This is a genomic window from Paenibacillus ihumii, assembly GCF_001403875.1.
GTDB lineage: Bacteria > Bacillota > Bacilli > Paenibacillales > Paenibacillaceae > Fontibacillus > Fontibacillus ihumii.
In genome coordinates this window covers 901,357-917,547 of record NZ_LN884299.1, presented here as the reverse complement: position 1 = coordinate 917,547, position 16,191 = coordinate 901,357, and the positions used below count along the sequence as shown (strand labels likewise).

The following is a 16,191-nucleotide window of genomic DNA, read 5'->3' as shown; positions in this document are numbered from 1 at the left end:
CCTGCTCCCATCAATTTCCTAGTAAAAATTATTGAGGCTAGCAATTATTTTGTGTTTTTAGGCTGGGCCCCGTCCAATCATACCTTTATCGCAGGGTTTGGTATATGATGAGGACAAAAGACTTAATAACTTAACAGGTGAGGTGTAGACATGGAAGAACGCTCCGCTAACTATCGGGTTATGATCGTGGATGATGAAGCGATTCTGCGAACGGGCATGGTGCACCTGTGCGATTGGAGCGTCTATGGAATTGAAATCGTTGCTCAGGCCTCGAACGGCCTGGAAGCGCTGCAGTATATAGACATCGTTCATCCCCATGTGGTAATTACCGATATTGTCATGCCGATCATGGACGGGGTCGAGTTCGCCAAAATCATGGGCAAGGAGCACCCTGACATCAAAATCGTCGTGCTGAGTAGCTACAGCGAATTCAATTATGTACGCGAGGTATTCAAATACGGGGTCACCGACTATTTGCTTAAGCCTAAAGTCGCCGCAGGCGAATTGATCTCCTTAATCCAGTCGCTGTGCAGCGGCATCGATTTGAGCGGGCAGAATCCCCTTACCGTTAACAATGATCCTGCCCTGCTGCTCGGACAATGGCTGGGCAGCAGCCATATAGAAGAAGACAAACGAAATGAGGCCGCGCCTCAGGAGTTGGTTCAGCGCTTCGAAGACGAGCTCTTCGTGGTCGCCAAGGCGAGCACAGGACTTCTGCTCATGAGAACCAGCTACACCCAGAGCCAATTGGAGCAAATACTGCTCGGGCTTGCGTCTGAGCATCTGCGCGAATTGAACTATGCTCTCGTTTTTCTAAAGAATGAGTGCCTTCTGCTCGTCAACTATGAATCCAATCGGTCCGTCGAGGTTCTATCCGCCCTGAAGCGATTTGCGGACGGGGCTTCAGCCGCTCTATCCTACATCACATTCGTACTCTCCAATGTCTTCAGGAAGCTTCAACAGACGAAGGAAGAGCATATAAGGCTGACTCCCTATCTCGGAAAGCTTTTATATTTTACGGGTCAAACGCTGGTTCACGAGGACGATATCACGATACAGAGCGAGAAGGCGGACTTTAACCAGGAGCATTTTACGGCAGCGCTGCGCAGCTTCTCCATCGATGAGGCTGGAGCGCAATTGGAAACGCTTTTCTCCGAAAACACCGCCGTCATGGCCTATGACGAATACAGCTTAAAGCGCCTCTGCCAGAATCTCATTTATACAATCATGAGCACGCTCGAGCAGTTGAAGCTGCCTGTGACCGAGCTGAGCTCGTCCAAGCTGAAGCTGTTCAAGAAAATTGATTTAGCCTATGATATCGAGGAGCTTAAAGGCATCATGCTGCAATTTCTGCAGAATCTGAGGGAGATCCTCCCCGGTGCGGAACAGCAGCAATCGCCGATTCTCCAGCAAATTTACGCATACGTCCACAAGAACTATGCCAATGAAATATCGCTATCGGAAATGGCCGACAGCCTGCATTTGAATTATAGCTATCTGTCCTCCTATTTCAAACAGCGCACGGGCGAGAATCTGACTTCGTACATCAACAGGGTACGGACGGACAAGGCCAAGGAGCTGCTGCTTGATCACAAGCTGTCGGTGTCCGAAATCAGCCGATTGACGGGCTTCTCGGATCATAATTATTTCTCGAAAGTGTTCAAGAAAATGACCGGGATGACGCCCGTTGAATATCGCCATCAAATCTCTCAATGAAGACAGGTGTTATACGTGCTTCGAAAGAACAGCATCTTTATTAAAATTCTCATCCTGATGCTCTCGGGCATTCTTATTATCTCCTTGCTGCTGACGCTGGCATCCTCTACGATCTCGGAGCGGATTCTGCTGAACCAGGTCGTCAAGAACGCCTCCGCCAACATGAATCACGTGAAGGGCGAGCTGCTGAATTATAACGATCAAGTCGTCAATACGATGCTGCAAATTAACAGCAGCAGTGAATTCAGGAACTATATTACGAAGCCGGCCAATACACCGCAGGAGCAAATCAATCTGGTGATGACCTTGGGCAGGTACATCGACCTGTACAAGGATTATTTAAGCCCGGAGAAATCGCATATTATCGTATCGGCGCTGCCGGGGCTGGGCGGCCGCCACTACTCGAGCAACGCTCTGAAATGGGACAAAATCCCCCAGGATATCGTCTCGACCTATATGACCGAGGACGGTAAAATCCCTAACCGTATCCGCTACAACAGCAGCCCGGATTTATTCGTAGAGACCGTGCCTTACGACAACTATATTTTTGCGACCAAGCCTCTTGTCCACAGCAGCACAGGCTGGATGTACGGGTATGCCGCCGTCGTGATGGACGAGCAGAACATTTATCGCAAATACAGTCCCTACATTTCCGAAGGCATCCATATTTCCCTAATCTCCTCGGATGGCACGATCCTGTCGAGCAGCCGGAAGGATTCCATCAGTAAGAAGGACACGGCCCTGCTGTCCCTGGCCGGCCACGTATCCGAGCAGGGCGGCGTATGGTCGGATTCGGAAGACAAGCAGACCTATATTTCCTATTATCTGCCGGAATTCAATGCCTATTTGCTTGAAGAGATCGATCAGTTAACGGCCTTCGCACCCTTATACCGCATTTCCACCGAGATCCTCACGGTCATCAGCGTTGTACTGCTTGTCACCATGCCGTTCGTCTACTCCTTAAGCCGGCGGATTACCCGCCCCCTCAGCCAGCTCGTGAAGACGATGCAGACGAGTAAAGGGGATAATCTGAAATTTCATCCCCTGAAGGAAGGCGACAGCTACGAGACGAATGTGTTGACCAAAGCGTACAATCGGATGATCCGCGAAATCGATCAATATACGGATAAGCTGGTGTACGAGCAGCAGGAGCGCAGAAAGGCCGACCTCAATGCGCTGCAGATGCAAATTAACCCGCATTTTCTTTACAACACGCTTAGCTCGATCAAATATTTGGCAAAAATGCATCGTACGGACGAGGTGGACCAAACGATCGACAGTCTGATCTCCATGCTGCAGAGCACCTTGGGTTCAACCGAGGATATGGTTACGGTAGAAACAGAAATCGAGACGCTAAAGCACTATGTATTCATTAACCGGATCAGATACGGCGAGCAGATCGGGGTTCATTACGAGATTGCGGAGGACTGCTCTCAACTGCTCGTTCCAAAGCTGATCATTCAACCCTTTGTGGAGAACGCGTTCTTCCATGCCTTTCCGGGAACCGCGAGCGGAAATATTCACATATTTATCCGCAGGCTGGAGGAGAGGCTCATGATCGAGATTATGGATGACGGGATCGGCATGTCCTCAACGGTGGAGCAGATCAATGAGAAGAAAAAACACCACTTGTCCGGGATCGGGGTCAACAATGTACATGCAAGGATTCAATTGTTGTTCGGCGCCGATTACGGCGTCCAAATCGAAAGCGAAGCAGGCTACGGAACGGCAATCAAGATTACGCTGCCGGTTACGCAATCTGTAGAGCAGATGAATAATTAAAGACAAACAGAAAAAAATACAGCGGCATAAAAGCCGCTTGTTTAAGATGAACTGTTGGAATGAATGCGGGCAAATACGAAATGTTCCTATAATCGTGCTGCTCTCAGATTTTTTGGATGAAATTGCGTTCATAAGAGGCAAATTTCTGTCCCAAAGGCGACCCTGAGCTTATGTTCCCGAAGCAGCTTTCTTCTCAGAAAGCTGCTTCGTTTTTGCGGATTCATTGTTCTCCCTTGCCTGCAACCCATTCTTTAGTTCATTTTATATAAGCTGCGCACCACTAAGCTTGTATCGTGTACTAAGGCGCACACTAAGATCTACACACTAGGATGGTCGCATACTACTACGACGCACGCCTGAGGTCTATACACTAGACTGTAGCGTACACTAAAAGCACACTAAGATCTATAACGCTAGGCTGTATCGTAACTGGAATTCATGTATCTAATTAAGCCCTAAACGAACATTTCAAGGGACTAAATGGATTTAATGCAACTAAAATCAAGAATCGAGCATATGATAGGCAATCCCCCTTCTTTTAATGACATGAAATACATTTAAATCCGCCCTCCCTTTCTTGCCGCAGAAATTAACTACTAATAATCCAATTATATAAATTGAACTATTCAAATAATTGTTTAGTCATTTTTAGCTTCTTTAGCGTTGTTATAGGTTAACACCTTCAAATATCCATTGCGGGTTAGCTTAGAAATTAAATCGACTGAAAATTCGTTTATTTCAGGTTTTTATAAAATAAATCCCCTCACACCCAGACAATACACGATGGATAAACCTCTGCCTTAATACGTCGGCCAGCCGCTGGAATCCCAGTTCAAATCACTGATAAGCAGCTTTGGGTTGCCGTTGTCGTTCCGGTCATAGGCATGTCTTGCGATGACGTTATTGTACACATGCTGACCGCCTGGGCCGGCCCAGCGTGTATTACCTGCATCGAATACCGTTCCCCCGCCGTTCATCATGTCCACCCCGCTCTTATCCTTATAAGGCCCGGTGATACTCGCCGATCTTCCGACGACGATTTTATAGTTGCTGTTCGATCCCTGGCAGCAATTATCAATGGAAGCGAACATGTAATAATAGCCGTTGCGGTAAACGATGGACACGCCCTCGATGCCGTTGCTTCGCTTAGCGATCGAATAGAGACTGCCTGTCGGCTTCATCGTCGTTTTGTCCAGCTTCGTGATTTTGATGCCGCTGAACCAGGAGCCGAAGGCCAGCCAAGGATTGCCGGAGGCGTCAATGACAAGATTCGGGTCAATCGCGTTATAGTCCACCGAAGCGTCTGATTTAATGACCAGCCCGTCATCCCGCCAGCTGCCCGCGCCTACACTCGCCGCTGAAGCGAGGCCGATCGCTGAGGTGTTCTTGCCGAAGGTGGAGATCGAGTAATATAGCCAAACCCGGCCATTGTACAGCTGAACATCCGGTGCCCACACATCGTTTGTGGTCATATTCGGCACATAGGTTTTCCACCAGGAAGGCGGGCTCAGGAAAATTTGGGGAACACGGTACCAATTGGTGCCGTTATCCGACCTCAGTACTTGGATGCCCTGTCCCGTCGAGAACGTGTACCAGGCCGATCCTTCCTTGATGATGGATGGATCATGAACGGCGACATCGCCGGTCAAGTTCCAATGCGCCGCCAGGGCTGTTCCGACGGCTGATCCCAGGATAACGACACTGCAGATGACCGATAAAAGCAATTTCCGATAACGCATTTGACATTCCTCCAATTTATTGAATTTGAAGAGAAAAAATGATAGCGCTTTCTCTCAACTACAATATACTAGAAAAGTAAATAATTTGGAATATAAAATTTTAAAACAATATATATTTTTATAAAATAGTCTTCGTAAAAAAAAGCAGCTATCCCTGACCATTTCGGGAGATAACTGCTTCCTTAACATTTAAACTTCTCATTACGCGTTCTACTATTCACCAGGAAACAAAATTGCGAGTATGATGCATTCATTTCCTCGTTGCTGAAAATACACTCTAACTAACCTTCCAAGTCCAGACAAATGGCCCCTTGCTCCCGGACATTGATAATGAATGTCGAGGTGCCGATCGTGTCCTTGATGAACTCGGCGTACTTGGCCGCCTCTTCATTTGGAAGAATCGCCAGGATCACTCCGGCGAACCCGCCGCCATGGACCCGGCAGGCTCCTTTGCCGATCAATTTCAAATATGATTCCGTCAGCGCCAGCGCAACCGTAATCCCTTGATGGCGAACATCGGTCTCCTGGTAGCAGTTCTGCAGCCATTTCCAGGAGGAGTTCCCTGAGTCCGTGATCAGCTCCAGAAATCTGTCCAATTGTCCGGCCTGCAAGGCTTCTACCTGGGCATCTACCCGGTCATTCTCCGCAAAAAAGTGCAGCGCCCGCAGCACCGCCCGATCCCCGCATTGTTCGCGGAGGGAATTCAGATTGCGGTAAATATCCTCCGGTGCCAAATCCCGGCAGACCTCGGTGCCTAGCGCCTTGGCTACGGCCCGCATCTCATTTGGCACCGCGGCGTAATCTTCTGTCAAGTCAGCATGGTTGCCGCCGGTATTGACGATAACCAGAGAGTAGCCGCTGTTTTGGAAATCATAGTTTACAGGCTGAACGACAGGCTGCTCAGGATCGGCGAAATCGATCGTGATTAAACCGCCGTACGCGCAGGCCATTTGATCCAGCAGGCCGGACGGCTTATTCCAGTACTTGTTCTCGGCGTATTTGCCGATTTTGGACAAAGCCACGGCATCCAATTTGGATTCATTATAGAACGTATTCAGAATGCTGCCGATCAGCATCTCGAACGAAGCCGAGGAGCTTAGGCCGGACGCGGGAATGACCGTTGTCGAAATATAGGCTTTAAATCCGCCGACCTCACAGCCCATCTCTTGGAAGCCGGCTACGATACCGCGAACCAGCGACAAGGTTGAGGCCTCGTCCGCAACCGGTTCCTGCTGCGTCAAATCAACTTCGAACTTCCCTTCATAACCTTCCGAAATGAACGTAATAACCGGCTCGTCCACCTTCACGGCAGCGGCAATCGTATCGAGATTAATGCTGCCTGCCAGCACCTTTCCATGGTTATGATCCGTATGATTCCCGCCAATTTCGCAGCGGCCGGGCGCGCTGAACAAAGCCAGCTCGCCGTCTCCGAAATACTCCTTATAGGTTTGCACCAAAGAGCGGTAACGGGCAATCTGATCTGCTAGCTGTCCTTCGCCGTACATTTTGGACAGTAATGCTTTCCCCTTGCTGCTCTGCAATTTCTCCATCGTTTGCTCTGCGTTTTGCATCTTGAGATCCTCCTGTCTCTTACAACTCTTACAACTCTCTTATTCTGCTAGTTACCGCAACGTGGTACACGACCTCAGCCGATACCTCGTGAAATTCCGCCGTCTGCTCTCCCTCGAACAACTGCTCCACCGCCATGGCAGCGTCTTGTGCCACATTCATGACGCCTTTACGCAGCGGCGTCGTTTCCAATACAATTTCCCCGCCTTCAATGGCTTCCTGAAATCGCGACAAGCCAATCTCCCATGGAGCGCCATTATAGAAATGGTCGTGGAACAGCCTGCCCTTCGAAAAGGCATAGCCGACATTCCCCGTATAATCGATCTTAAGAAGAACATCCTGGGCATCCTCCAGAATGCGCTGGTCTAGAGAAATCAGCACCTTATGATCATGAATGCGCTTCACTTCCATTGTAATGGGTTTGGCCGGCATCTGTATATGACAGTTTTCAAACCAGCCATCCCGCTCGGCCGCAATCCGGCAGCCCTCTCCATCGGCCTGCCATTCCTGCTTGTTCCTTTCATCCGTATATTCCCGGAATGAAAATTCATTCGCACCATAACTGAAAAACTCTAATCCGTACGCGGTTCCGGCAAGCGGGGTATCCGAGAACAGAATGCGTCTTCTGCCTCTACCTGCTGTCGAGGCCAAGACTGAGACCGGTTCATCTTCGACTCCTCCCATTTCCGTTTCCACTTCCCACAGCATAGAAGCTTCCTTGGATGACATCGCATAAATGCGGGTCTCGCTGCCGTCCGTGCGGTAAATACGAATCATTGCCGGTACGTGATGAGGCACTACGATGCAGTAGCTTCCGTCTTTTTCCCGCCGAACCGTTCCTGCATCCGTCTCGGCACTCGTTATCCCGTCCGCCGCCAGCATGAATTCTCCGTCGATGCCTTCCGGCATAGCGAAGAAGTAAGTGCTAAGCTTCCCGGAACCCGTCACCGTTACAGGCTGTGCCGTGGCATAACGCAATAACAAGCCGGATAAGTCGAACTGGAACGGCAGCATGAACGAAGCGTTTTTGCGAATCGTCAACGTATTATTCTGCGGCAAGCGAATGCTGCCTTCCCCCAGTTGAATGTCAAATTGAACGCCCCGATGCTCCTTCATTTCGACATGATCCTGGTAGTTGTTCACGAAAACAAATCCCGAGCTTCCATCGGTACGCACGGCATACCGAAGCGTCTCTGTATTGTCCGGCTCAATCCCGGCCGCCCCTTCCGGCAAAACTGTCGACATTGGTGCCAGTCGTTCCCCGAAGGCTCTCAGGAAATAATGCAGCAGGCGAAGCCGATGGTTCGATTCCCGGATTTGGCCGAATTCCCCGATCGGGGCCTGGAAGTCATAAGTAATCCGCGGAGTCGTGCTCTCGTTCAAATAACCGCTCTGCCCCACGGGATTTGTTCCGCCATGAAACATGTAATACCCGATAAAGTTGCAGCCGCCCGCAATTTTCATCAGGCTCATAGCCGACACGCTCTCCGGCTCCACCTGAAAGCGGGACAAATACCAGGTCTGCATGCCCCCGCCCATTTCGCAACACGCGAACGGATATTTCTCCTTCGGGTACGGCGGTGCAAAATCTCCGGCTGCCCGATCGTCATGATAGCTGTCGAATATATACTCCCGCGTCGGCTGCTGCAACGGATTTTGCGCGCTGATGCTCCAAGGCGTATAGGCATAGCCTCCATAAAGCGGCAGCACCTCATCCTCCAGCACCGGAGCACCGCCCCAGCCTGTGCTCGTATAAACCGGCGCTTCAAGCCCAGCCCCGATCGCCAGCTCTTTCAGGTGCCGCATATGCCTCACCCCTTCGCTTCCCCTGCTGCCTCCGCTCAAATACTCGTCTCCCTGCTTTGCCGTCATCTCCCATAACGCCGCGGCGGCGTTAAGTTCGTTCTCCAGCTGAATGCCAACGACGGGTCCGCCGTCCATGAACATAAGCCCGGACGCCTCACGGCCGATCTCCGCGTATAGGCGCCGGACATAATGCAGATAACCCTCATCATTCGAGCGGACATCGAACGCCCGGCCAAACAGCCAGTCCGGCAGTCCGCCATTGCGCACCTCCCCATGACAGAACGGCCCGATGCGCAAAATGACGTATAGGCCGCTGCGCTGGCACAGCTCAATGAACTTCCGCAAATTGCGGTTCCCCCGCCAGTCGTATAGCCCTTCGATTTCCTCATGATGATTCCAGAAAATATAAGTCGCAAGAATGTTGATGCCCGATGCTTTCATCTTGTTGATTTCTGCTTCCCAATCCGCCTCCGGGTAGCGGGAATAGTGAAATTCACCGCAGATGGCAAAATACGGCTTTCCGTTGAGCTCCATATAGTAGTTCGTAAAGCTGATTTCGTCTCCAGCCGGATTTCGTCCGCCCAGCCTCAAGGTGGAAGGGGTTATTTTTTTGGGCTTAATATTGGCTTGAATGGAATATGGCATCGTCAAAACTCCTCTCAATGGGCAATTTGGGCAAATCGATCAGAGAAGACAAGCCGGGCATTCGCTCCGGCTTGTTGTTAGGCTAACATGCAAATTTCAAGTATTATTGACAGGTTTGCGGCTTAAGCCGGACGTTTCAATACGACTACTCCGTGAACAGGCAAGGTGAGTTTTCCGCTTAACGCTTCGCCTGTTTCCATATTCACATATTGACGATCATCCAGCTGTACATGCTGCTCCTGTCCGCTGAAGTTCATCACAAACACATAATCGGATTCCCCATCCGTCCGGACCTGAGCGGTCACGCCGGCAGGCAGATCAGTATGAATAACCCGTTCAACGCCTGCGACATCAACGATCTGCTTGTAAAACTCGCCCAGGAAATCGTCCTTCAGGCGCGTCGCCATATGGTAAGCGCGGCCTTGCCCGAAGCGGTTCACCGTAAGTGCCGGTCGGCCCGTATAGAAGCTGTCCGTATAGGTTCCCAGTACCTCAGCGCCTTCTGTATGAATCAGCTCGCAAATTTCATGGGACTCGAAGCTGCCCGTGAAGCCCAGCTCATTGCCCTCGGCCATCGCTACGCCGTTCCGGTCATGATCGTACAATCCTTCAATTTCCTCCGCCCAGATGCCAAGCGTCTTGCGCAGCGGCCCCGGGAAGCCGCCAAGATGACACAGATCATGCTCATCGACGATACCAGACCAGTAGGTCGTAACCAGAGTTCCGCCATGCTCCACGAACTTCTCCAGCTTACGGCCCGTCTCCTCCCGGCATAGGTACAGCATCGGAGCAACGATCAGCTTATATCCGCTAAAGTCATCCTCCGAGCCGATGATATCCGTCGGTACGCCCTGCTCCCAAATCGCCCGGTGATGCGCGATAACCGTCTCCTCGTAATGGATGCCTGAATTGCGCGGTCCTTGCGCATCCTGTACGGCCCAGCGATTATCCCAATCGAAAAGAATCGCTGTCTTCGCCGGAGTCGGCGTGCCCGCAATCTCCGAAATATCGGCAAGCGTACGACCTAAATCTGCGACGTCCTTAAACACTCTCGTATGTTCATGTCCCACATGATCTACGACTGCACCGTGGAACTTCTCGCTGGAGCCTCTGCTCTTGCGCCACTGGAAATATTGCACGGAATCCGAGCCGTGAGCGACCGCCTGCAGGGAGGACAGCTTATGCATACCCGGCTGCTTCAGCTTGCTGACCGGCTGCCAGTTTGTCAGGCTCGGCGTACTCTCCATCAGCAGGAATGGCTTCTGCTGCAGCGAACGATACAGATCATGCCAGAAAGAAATCGAAGCGCCCAGCTCAATGTCATTTTTATAATCATGCCAGGTCGGATACACATCCCAGGAAATGACGTCAAGAATTTTAGCCAGTTTCCGGTAGTCCAGCCCTTCCGTCATATGCATGTTCGTCGTCGCCGGCAAGGCAGGATTCGCCTTCTTCACGGACTGGATCTCATGATTGCAGAAATCCGTCATTTGATCGGTCACGAAACGGCGCCAGTCCAGGTTCTGTCCGTGAACCATATTTTCCCCGTGAGGAGCAGGTGACTCGATCTGACTCCAATCGGTGTACGTATGGGCCCAGAAGGATGTCCACCAGGCAAAATTAAGCTTCTCCAGCGTGCCGTATTTCTCCTTCAGCCATGCCCGGAACGCCTCCTGACAATAGTCGCAATGGCAGTCTCCGCCCAGCTCGTTCGAAATATGCCAGCCGATGACGGCAGGATGGTTTCCGTAGCGCTCCGCCAGCTTGCCGTTAATGATCGCTGTCTTCTCCCGGTAAACCGGGGAGGTGTAGCAATGGTTATGTCTCATGCCATGCAAATTGCGGACGCGGTTCTTCTCCACCCGCAGCACTTCGGTATATTTCGCCGACATCCAGGCCGGGCGTGCGCCGCTTGGCGTGGACAGCCAGGCATAAATGCCGTTCGCCGCGAACGAATCGAGTACCCGGTCCAGCCATTCAAACGTAAATACCCCTTCTTCAGGTTCAAGAGCAGCCCAGGAAAACATGCCAAGCGCCATTACATTGCAGTTGGCGAGCTTCATCATGCGGATATCCTCTTCCAGCACCTTTGGATCATGCAGCCATTGGTCCGGGTTATAATCCGCTCCGTGCATCAATACGGGAAGCCTGTCGCTGATCGGTGGAAATTTCTTCGTCATCGCTGTATCTCTCCTTGTAAAATCGTCATATTCACTTATATACCTTTGATAATAGACCAAAATCCTCTTATAATCATAGAACATATACAACTAATAATCGTCTTATCTTAACATTGGACTATTTTTGATTTGGAGGTCACTCAAAGCCATGATGCCTTTCCTGCTTGCGGAATTCACCAATTTGGAGCAAATACTCCCGCTGTACGTTTATTGCGTCGGCAGCCATGAACAGAAGCACCTCGAGCGGCCCGATGGCTACCCTGCCCATCAGCTGTTCCTGTCCCGCAGCGGTCAAGGGATCTTCCGCATCCCAGGCCGTGCCGATATTTTGTTGACTCCCGGTACCGCGCTGCTTCTGCCAGCCAATCTCCCGCACGCTTATTTCCCTTACGAATCTACGGAAAATTGGGATTTGGGCTTCGTCGCTTTCGACGGCCATGCGGCCAAGCCGCTGCTGGAGCAAATGCACGAATTGATGCTGTCGGCCCTGCAGGTGCCCAACTTCGAGCTGCTCTGGAGCCAGCTTGAGTCGCTATGGCACCTCATCAGCCTGAACGGGGAGCAATCGTACTGGGAAGCCTCCAAACGCATTTACGGCATGACCATCTCATTGCTTGAAGGGCAGACCAGTGACAAAAAATCGTTGAAGGGCGTTACTGCTTCCAGCAGCCCGCAGCCTGCTCTGCAAGCCGCAGTAAAGCTCATCCACGACCACTACAACGAAAAGCTGCTGCTGACGAACGTAGCCAGGGCCGCTGGCTATTCCCCCCAGCACTTTCACCGTTTGTTTGTGACCAGCTACGGCATGACGCCCCAGCAGTACATTTTGCAGCTGCGGATGCGCCGGGCGACCCAGCTCCTTCAAGAGAACCCCGACATAACAGTGGAGAGCGTGGCCGAGAAGCTCGGCATGGAAACGAGCTATTTTATCCGCATGTTCAAACGTACCTACGGCCTGACACCCAAAAAATACAAAGACCAATCGTAAAATTCATTTAAAAAGCTGTCCCAAACAGGCGTTTGGGACAGCCTTGAACCCTTTATTTCTGCGCTGCCAGGAATGCATCAACTTGGCTTTGCATCTCAGCGCCTACTTTATCGATGCCTGCCGCCTGCAGCTGCTTGATCAGATCGGCTTGGCCTTTTTCGATATCCTGGATTAGGCCGTATTCCAATGGAATCGCATAGCGCAGCATCACGTTCCCCAGGTTCGATACTTCGTTCTTCACCTTGCTGTCATCAAACACGAAAGTTTCGAGAGGGTAATGGTATACATGCTCCTGCCACTGATTGAGCATTTCGTCAGCTTCCTTCGGATACGTCGTATCCGTACGGTTCAGCAGGGAGTTCCATCCCCAGTTCGAGAAGCCGGTGTAGTTCGTAGAGCTCGGACCCGGCGTAAATTGGTCATCGCCCACTGGCTCATAGTGCTTGCCGACAATGCCGTACATCGTTAAATCGTGAATTTCCTTGTCATTTTGCAGCAAATCGATCAGCATCAGCGCACGCTCCGGGTTTTTGGAGGTAGCATGAATCGCCATGCCGTTCTGAGTCGAGACCGCCGCGGATTTCATCTTGTCCGGTGTCAAGTCGACGACCGCCATCTCATATTCCGGCTTATCCCGGCGCTGTTCTGCCACGTTGAACGCAAGCGTACCCAGGTTCTGCGCACGGGATGCAAACTTGCCGGCCTTCATGTCCTGCCATACGTCATTTTTATAGCTGATGACGTTTTTCGACCATACTCCGTTATCCACGAGATCTTTATAATATTTCAACAGCTCCGTAAATTCAGGCGTATCATAAACGTTAAACACCTTTCCGGACGGATCGTCCATTTTGAATGCAAACGGCACGTTCGGATCAACAACCTTCCAGTTGTTTTGCTGCTCCAGCAGCACCTCGTCAAGCTCATGCCATTTCCAGCCGTCGCCCGGTTTGGCACCGAATGCATTCATTCCTTTTTCGTTGGCTGCAATCGTTTTAAGATATGCGGCATACGTCTCCGGGCTGTTTACCGGCTCAAGATTATATTTCTTGCGCAGATCCTCGCGGATCAATACCACTTTGTCTACAACCTCGTTACTGTTTTGCGGTACCATGTATACTTTGCCGGATACCTTTGCCTGATCCCACGCAGCCGCTGGCAGCGCCTCCCACGTTTTCGGCGTGTATTTCGCAAGCATTTCCTCCGTCAGCTCTAGGAAGCCGCCGCGGATCGCCTGATCATTGTAAAATGCCCAGTTTGCCGTATAAGCGATGTCGAAGTCCTCGTTCGCTGCGAACTTCAGCGGATATTTCTGCGTCCAGTCGGACCAGTCGAGGAATTCCGCTTCTACCGTAGCGTTGATTTTCTCCTTCAACAGCTTGTTCAGCTCGCCAAAAACCTCTTCGTAGTCCACCGGCTTGCCGCCGACTAGAAGCATTTTCAGTTTGACTTCCTTGGATATATCGATCGTATCTGTAGATTCTGTGCTGTTTGCTCCGCTATTTCCTTGTCCTGCGTTCGCGGACCCGCCATTCTCTGCCGCATTCTTCCCTCCGCCGCAAGCGCTTAACAGCGTTGCCAGCACCAGAAAAACCGTCAGCAGAAGTGTTACCGTCTTTTTAGTCTGTTTCATGGCATGTTTCCCCCAATCAATTAATGTAATCAAGAGTACAGCTATATATTGATAACCAGGTTTCCCTGAGGTCACCCTTTAACGGCCCCGATCGTCAGCCCTTGCACGAAGAAGCGTTGAATGAACGGGTAAGCGATCAGAATTGGACCGGTCGCAACGATGGTCATTGCCATCTTTAAGCTCTCTGTCGGGATTTCAAGATTGATTGCCGCCCCCGATTCCATCATCGCCTTCCGCATGCCGTCCATATTGCCTAACAGCCTATAAAGATAGTACTGAAGCGGCATTAGATCGGATTTTGAAATAAAGAGCAGGGCATGATACCAGTCGTTCCAGTAAGCCAGGGCGATAAACAGGCCGATCGTTGCCAGCGCCGGCTTGGACAGCGGAATAATGAGCTTCAGGAAAATCAGGAAATCGCTGGCCCCGTCGATTTTTGCCGATTCTGTGATCGCCTCTGGAATACTGCTCATGAATGACTTCATGACGATAATATAGAACACGTTCATGAGCATCGGCACAATCAGCACGACCAATGTGTCCTTCAGCTGCAGGTAGTTGACGATCATCAAATACCACGGAACAAGCCCGCCGCTGAATAAGGTCGTAAAAAAGAAGAAGAAGGAAAAGTGGTTGCGCCATTTGAAATCTTTTCTGGACAGCACATAAGCTGTCATCGAAGTCAGGAATAATCCGACAGCCGTTCCGATCAAAGTCACGCTGATCGTAACCCCGTAAGCTTTGAGCATATCCGCAGGATACTTGAACAATATGCTGTAGGCTTCCAAGGAAAATTGGGTCGGGATGATTGTGAACCCATGCTCGATAATCGAGCTTTCCTCAGTGAACGAGGAAGAGATAATCAGTATGAACGGAAAGATACAAAATAGCGCTAAAATAGTGAGTAACGTATATCCGATAATCGCGAGCAGCAGACGGTCCGAAGATTTCCCCTTGCCTTTCCCGGCACGGATTTCCGGATCGAAACGGCCGGGATTTGCTGTTGTCGCACTCATTTGCATCAAGCCTCCCTTTTTAGAACAAGGCGCGATCCTTGTCGTATTTGCGCACCGCATAGTTGGCCAGCAGAATCGTCGCGAATCCCAGGATGGATTGGTAGAACCCTGCCGCCGCAGACATGCCGATTTCATTGGATGTCGTTAACGAACGGAACACATAGGTGTCGATGACGTCCGTGGACGAGAAGAGCAGTCCGTTATTGCCGACCATATTGTAGAACATGCCGAAGTCTCCGCGGAAAATATTGCCGATGGCCAGCAGGAACAAGATAATGACGGTAGGCATGAGATTCGGTACGGTTATTTTCAAAATTCGCTGAAAAATATTCGCCCCGTCAATTTCCGCCGCCTCGTACATTTCCGTATCGATGCTCGTAATCGCCGCCAGATACATAATGGAGCCGTAGCCCAGTGCCTTCCATGCTGACACTACGATAAGAATCAGCGGCCAATAAGCAGCTGTGTTATAAATGTCGATAGGCCCGAGACCAATTGATCTTAGCATTACGTTCAGTGTACCGACGTCGTAGTTAAACAAGTTGTAAGCGATAGCCCCAACCACGACCCAGGAAATGAAGTACGGCAGGAACAGCACCGTCTGGGTTACCTTACGGAACCATTTACCGGCTACCTCAAACAGCAGGATTGCCGTAACTATTTGCAGTAGATTATTGACGATGATGAACGCAATATTATATAGTGCCGTATTGCGGGTTACACGCCAAGCGTCGCCCGATTCCATGAAAAATCGAAAGTTCTCCAATCCGTTCCATGGGCTTCCGAATATGCCCCCTTGATAGTTGAACTGCTTAAAGGCAAGAACGATGCCGGCCATAGGTACATAGGCAAACAGCAGGAAAAACAATACAGCGGGGGTGAGCATCAGCAGCAATGCTCTGTATTTCTTTAGATCGCTGAAAAAGCCCTGATTTTTCATGTCTACTCCCCTCTCGAAATCTCAGTATTCTCTCTAATGTCCTTACTTTTCATTATAAGGAGGCGGTTCCCGCGTGAGGATTCAGGCAAACAACAAAAACTAATACTAATTCACCGATTCACCGAAAATACAAAAATTCTGTCATCTTAAAAAGCCCCCGGCCAATTGCCGAGGGCA

General features: G+C 50.7%; 10 protein-coding genes. 3 read left to right on the top strand and 7 right to left on the bottom strand.

From position 1 onward, the window contains the following. Window positions 1-150: 150 nt before the first annotated feature. Both BN2762_RS11810 and BN2762_RS11805 read left to right on the top strand, forming a co-directional pair. Window positions 151-1,716 carry a response regulator transcription factor gene (locus BN2762_RS11810; RefSeq protein ID WP_055107181.1) on the top strand — a complete coding sequence of 522 codons (1,566 nt, stop codon included), beginning with the start codon at window positions 151-153 and terminating at the stop codon, window positions 1,714-1,716. A 15-nt stretch (window positions 1,717-1,731) separates the two neighbouring features. After that, window positions 1,732-3,498: a sensor histidine kinase gene (locus tag BN2762_RS11805; RefSeq protein WP_055107180.1), complete on the top strand. Its 1,767-nt coding sequence runs from the start codon at window positions 1,732-1,734 to the stop codon at window positions 3,496-3,498. Between the two features lie 800 nt (window positions 3,499-4,298). Here BN2762_RS11805 and BN2762_RS11800 read toward each other — a convergent pair. The 4 genes from BN2762_RS11800 to BN2762_RS11785 form a co-directional block, all read right to left on the bottom strand. Then, window positions 4,299-5,237, bottom strand: a complete 939-nt coding sequence (locus BN2762_RS11800) for an arabinan endo-1,5-alpha-L-arabinosidase AbnA (RefSeq protein ID WP_055107179.1) — start codon at window positions 5,235-5,237, stop codon at window positions 4,299-4,301. A 281-nt stretch (window positions 5,238-5,518) separates the two neighbouring features. Then, window positions 5,519-6,808, bottom strand: coding sequence for a galactokinase (locus BN2762_RS11795; protein ID WP_055107178.1), 1,290 nt, complete (start codon window positions 6,806-6,808; stop codon window positions 5,519-5,521). 28 nt (window positions 6,809-6,836) lie between these two features. Further along, window positions 6,837-9,257, bottom strand: coding sequence for a beta-galactosidase (locus BN2762_RS11790; RefSeq protein ID WP_055107177.1), 2,421 nt, complete (start codon window positions 9,255-9,257; stop codon window positions 6,837-6,839). A gap of 122 nt (window positions 9,258-9,379) precedes the next feature. Next, on the bottom strand, window positions 9,380-11,437 hold the full coding sequence (locus tag BN2762_RS11785; protein ID WP_055107176.1) for a beta-galactosidase: 2,058 nt from the start codon (window positions 11,435-11,437) through the stop codon (window positions 9,380-9,382). Window positions 11,438-11,585: 148 nt separating this feature from the next. On the opposite strand from BN2762_RS11785, the gene BN2762_RS11780 reads away from it, so the two are divergent. Continuing rightward, window positions 11,586-12,425: an AraC family transcriptional regulator gene (locus BN2762_RS11780; RefSeq protein WP_055107175.1), complete on the top strand. Its 840-nt coding sequence runs from the start codon at window positions 11,586-11,588 to the stop codon at window positions 12,423-12,425. Window positions 12,426-12,477: 52 nt separating this feature from the next. On the opposite strand, the gene BN2762_RS11775 is transcribed toward BN2762_RS11780, so the two are convergent. From BN2762_RS11775 to BN2762_RS11765, 3 genes are all read right to left on the bottom strand, one after another. Beyond that, the gene (locus BN2762_RS11775) at window positions 12,478-14,058 is read right to left on the bottom strand and encodes an ABC transporter substrate-binding protein (protein WP_055107174.1); all 1,581 of its coding nucleotides are present in this window, start codon (window positions 14,056-14,058) and stop codon (window positions 12,478-12,480) included. 71 nt (window positions 14,059-14,129) lie between these two features. Beyond that, the gene (locus BN2762_RS11770; protein ID WP_083484907.1) at window positions 14,130-15,074 is read right to left on the bottom strand and encodes a carbohydrate ABC transporter permease; all 945 of its coding nucleotides are present in this window, start codon (window positions 15,072-15,074) and stop codon (window positions 14,130-14,132) included. A 19-nt stretch (window positions 15,075-15,093) separates the two neighbouring features. Continuing rightward, window positions 15,094-16,014: an ABC transporter permease gene (locus BN2762_RS11765; RefSeq protein WP_055107173.1), complete on the bottom strand. Its 921-nt coding sequence runs from the start codon at window positions 16,012-16,014 to the stop codon at window positions 15,094-15,096. Window positions 16,015-16,191 lie beyond the last annotated feature (177 nt).